The sequence below is a fragment of the Treponema sp. genome, from assembly GCF_045657965.1.
Lineage (GTDB): Bacteria > Spirochaetota > Spirochaetia > Treponematales > Treponemataceae > Treponema_D.
On the sequence record NZ_JAZOUG010000229.1, the window covers coordinates 1 to 4068 of the forward strand.

Below are 4068 nucleotides of genomic sequence, written 5' to 3' on the forward strand. Positions count from 1 at the left end.
GTTCTTTTCTTTCTTTTACTGCTCGCCCTTTCAGAACACTTCAATTTTTCATTTTCTTACGCAATCGGTTCAGTTGCATCGGGACTTTTAGTATCTGCTTACATCGGCTCAATCACAAAAAAATTCAGATTTTCTGCGATTCTGGCTTCACTTTTCGTGCTTTTGTATTCTTATCTTTATCTTTCGCTCCAATCCGAAGATTACGCACTTTTAATCGGCTCAATTTTTGCTTTTGTAATCGTTGCGGTCTTAATGTTCTTCACAAGAAACGGTATAATGTTCCATCGTGAAGACGAAAATAGCGGTTGTTGATGATGAAAAAAATGTAAGGTTTGCGCTCAGAAAATTCCTTGAAGCCGAAGATTTCGAAGTAAGGGAATTTTCTGACGGCAAAGAGGCTCTTACATCTCTAAGCGAAAATGATTTTGTGCCAGACATTTATGTGCTCGACATTATGATGCCTGTGATGGACGGAATTATGTTCCTTCAAAAATACAAGCCGATTGCCCCTGAGATACCTGCGATTTTTCTTACCAGCCGGGATGAAGAATTCGACAAAGTTCTGGGACTTGAACTTGGCGCGGATGATTATCTTACCAAGCCTTTTTCAATGAAGGAACTTCTGGCAAGAATCAAAGTGATTTTAAGACGGTACAAAAATACAATCGTCTTCACAACAGAAAATGAAAACACTCAAAGTTCAACAGATTCTTCTGAATCAAACAAAAAAGACCTTGATTCATCCCAGATTTTAAACGGAAGTCTGATTTTGGACACAAAAAGCTTTACCGCAAAATCTAAAAATGAAGGAACGGAAACAGAAATCCCGCTTACAGTCACAGAATTCAGGATTTTAGAGCTTTTCATGAAAAATCCGCTTACAGTCTTTAACCGCGAGCAGATTTTACAAGCCGCATATCCTGAAGACATTTACTTAAACGACCGCGCGATTGACTGCCACATAAAAAGGCTGCGAAAAAAAATCGGCTCAGAGCGAATCGAAACGGTCTACGGAATGGGATACAAATTCAAATGAAATTTTTCAAAAAAAGACTTTTTATAAGCATTTCGATTCAGATAGCAGTTTTTCTCGTTCTGATTGCTTTTCTTCCTGTCGCCGTCACGATGGCACTCAAAACTTACGAAAAGCAGCTTCTTGAACTTACGGAACACTCAAATGTACAGCAGGCCCGTCTTGTTTCATCTTCACTTTCACAAAATCCACTTACAAAAGAAAGTGCAGACTCCCTTTTAAAAGCAATGAACGGAGAATTTGAATCGAGAATCAGAATTATCGGGAAGGAAGGAAATCTTCTGGCAGACTCTGCCACGACCACAAATAAAGAAAACGCCGGAACAGCCGCGAAAGTTCAGGATTTTTCTTCACGCACAGACTATTCATCAGTTGAAAAGGTAATAAAATCTGCCGAACAAAGCTTTATCTACAGGCTTTTTTCAATTCCAATCCGCATTTACAGAAAATTCCGAAAACCGTCGGCTAATCCTTTTTCAACCGACTACTACACATCCCGCTCAACCTACGATGGAAATGAAATCAAATCAGCTTTGCAGGGAAATTACGGCTCAATCACAAGATTTTCAAGGTCAGGTAACTCAGTTACTCTATATTCTGCAATTCCTGTTTTCAAACAAGATAGTGATGAAGTCCAGGGGGCAGTTCTTGTCAGCTGCTCAACTTACAAAATTCTTCAGAATCTTTACGAACTCCGCCTTGATTTAGGAAAAATCTTTCTTGCATCTTTGATTTTCGTTCTTTTTGTCTCACTTTTTTTCACTTTCAGAATCAGCCTGCCCCTTCAAAAACTTTCCAAGCAGACACAACAGACTTTAGACAAACACGGAAGAATTCTTACAACTTCATTTACAGGCAAAAACCGCCACGATGAAATCGGAATTCTTTCACGCTCTTTTACAGCACTGCTTGAAAAACTCAATAAAAGGCTCACTTTCACGCAGAGTTTTGCAAGTGATGTATCGCACGAGTTCAAAAATCCGCTGGCCGCAATCAGATCCTGCACGGAAGTTCTTGAAACGCCGAATCTTACAGAAGAAGAACGGAAAGAATTCACCCATGCAATCACAGAAGAAGTCACACATCTTCAAAAACTCCTCACAGAAGTACGGAATATCACGAAAATCGATGCCGGTACAGAAGAAAATACTGAATCAGAGCCGGTTCCTCTAAAATCCGCATTAAAAAATATAATTTCACGGATTTCAAAAGTTTATCCTGAAAAAAAATTTAATTTTGAAGCAGAAGACGAAGATATTTTTTACAAAATTCCAGAGTTTTATTTTGACAGGCTTGCAGAAAATCTGATTGAAAATGCAGCGAGTTTTGCAATTTCCTGCGTAAAAATTTCGCTTAAAAAAGAAAACGGAAAAATTACGCTCACAGTCGAAGATGACGGAAAAGGAATTGCAGAAGAAGAAAAATCAAAAATATTCGACAGATTTTACAGTCACCGGAACGAAAATGAAAAATCTGCCCACACAGGTCTTGGACTTGCAACCGTAAAGGCAATTGCAGATTCTGTGAAAGCAGAAATTTCTGTGGCTGAAAGTGAAGATTTGGGCGGTGCGAAATTTTCGATTAAACTGCAGGAAAATTACGGTTAAAGCCTTTTTATTTAATCTTCCATTTATCTGAATGGTATCGTTTTAAAAAATTCGTGCGGTATTCTTCAAAGCGGTTTTCTGAAATTGCGGCACGGATTTCTTTCATCATGTTGTGCAAAAAGTAAAGGTTGTGATAACTTGCGAGCATGCTTCCCAGAATTTCCTGAGACTTGAACAGGTGACGAAGATATGAGCGAGAATAAGACCGGCAGACTTTGCAGTTACATTCAGGATCGAGCGGGCCAAAATCACGGGCAAAACGCTCCTGCTTAATCGGAAGATTTCCGTCGCGGGTAAAATAGCTTCCGTTACGGGCATTTCGGGTCGGAAGAACGCAGTCAAACATATCGATTCCGGAATGAACGGCATCAAGAATGTAATCAGGAGTTCCGATTCCCATGACATATTTTGCCTTTTCTTTTGGAAGATAATTCACTGTGTAGTCAAGTGTTGAAGCAAAAAGTTCAGGCGGCTCTCCTACCGAAAGACCTCCGATTGCGATTGCAGGTAAATCCATCCCGGTCACAAATTCTGCAGAATGTTTTCGTAAGTCCTCAAAGAAATTTCCCTGAACAATCGGCATTAAGATTCCCTGGTAGCCAGAATCGCATTTTTGAATCCATTCCTGTTTTGCACGACGAAGCCAGTTTTTTGTGATTTCAAGGGCGTGGACGGCTTCTTTTTTGTCGGCACCGAAGCCAGTGCACACATCAAGCTGCATTTGAACGTCAGAATTGAACTGAGTCTGAATGTCTACAACACGCTCCGGGGTGAACATGTGGCGCGAACCGTCGATGTTTGAAGAAAAAAGGGCTCCTTCTTCGGTAATTTTTCGTAATTTTGAAAGGCTCCAGACCTGAAAACCGCCTGAATCAGTCAAGAAATTCTTTTTCCAGCCGGAAAATCCGTGCAATCCGCCCGCCTCTTCGATAATGTCGCTTCCGGGACGCAGATAAAGATGATATGTGTTTGCAAGAATGATTTCAAAGCCGATTTCATCAAGGTCGTCTTTTGTAAGTGCTTTTACAGTAGCATTAGTTCCAACAGGCATAAAAACAGGGGTGGCAACATCGCCGTGAGGAAGATGAAGAGTGCCGGTTCTAGACTTTCCATCGGTTGATTCGTGTTTTATTTCAAAAATATTTTCTATCATTTCGGCGGGAAGTATAGCAGATAAATTAAAAAATGAAAACGGAAAATAGAATGCGGAGAATATCTGGAGGAATTTTAGAGATATGAAGTCTTGACAGCCACACGACTTTTCACAATAATATTTCCAATTACGGCAAAGAGGTCGTAGATAATGTTTCGTAAACTCGAAGCACTGTCTACGGCCTCTTTTTTTTACGGAGGAAATTATGTGCGGATTTGTTGGTTGTTTTGATTTGAGTTCTGGCGGAAAACCGGTTGCAGAAGGGCTCCGTGACG

General features: G+C 40.3%; 4 protein-coding genes. 3 read left to right on the forward strand and 1 reads right to left on the reverse strand.

Translation table 11 applies throughout. The features are described from left to right. From ACKI5B_RS08590 to ACKI5B_RS08600, 3 genes are all read left to right on the forward strand, one after another. Positions 1–312 (forward strand): inner membrane CreD family protein (locus ACKI5B_RS08590; protein WP_407427783.1); only part of this gene is annotated, 312 nt, incomplete at its 5' end. Beyond that, positions 287–1036, forward strand: a complete 750-nt coding sequence (locus tag ACKI5B_RS08595) for a response regulator transcription factor (protein ID WP_407427785.1) — start codon at positions 287–289, stop codon at positions 1034–1036. The genes ACKI5B_RS08590 and ACKI5B_RS08595, both read left to right, overlap by 26 nt. Continuing rightward, on the forward strand, positions 1033–2640 hold the full coding sequence (locus ACKI5B_RS08600) for a sensor histidine kinase (protein WP_407427787.1): 1608 nt from the start codon (positions 1033–1035) through the stop codon (positions 2638–2640). Before ACKI5B_RS08595 ends, ACKI5B_RS08600 begins: the two co-directional genes overlap by 4 nt. 7 nt (positions 2641–2647) lie before the next feature. Here the strand turns inward: ACKI5B_RS08600 and tgt are convergent, their stop codons facing one another. Further along, on the reverse strand, positions 2648–3793 hold the full coding sequence (gene tgt / locus ACKI5B_RS08605) for a tRNA guanosine(34) transglycosylase Tgt (RefSeq protein ID WP_407427789.1): 1146 nt from the start codon (positions 3791–3793) through the stop codon (positions 2648–2650). Between the last annotated feature and the right edge of the window lie 275 nt (positions 3794–4068).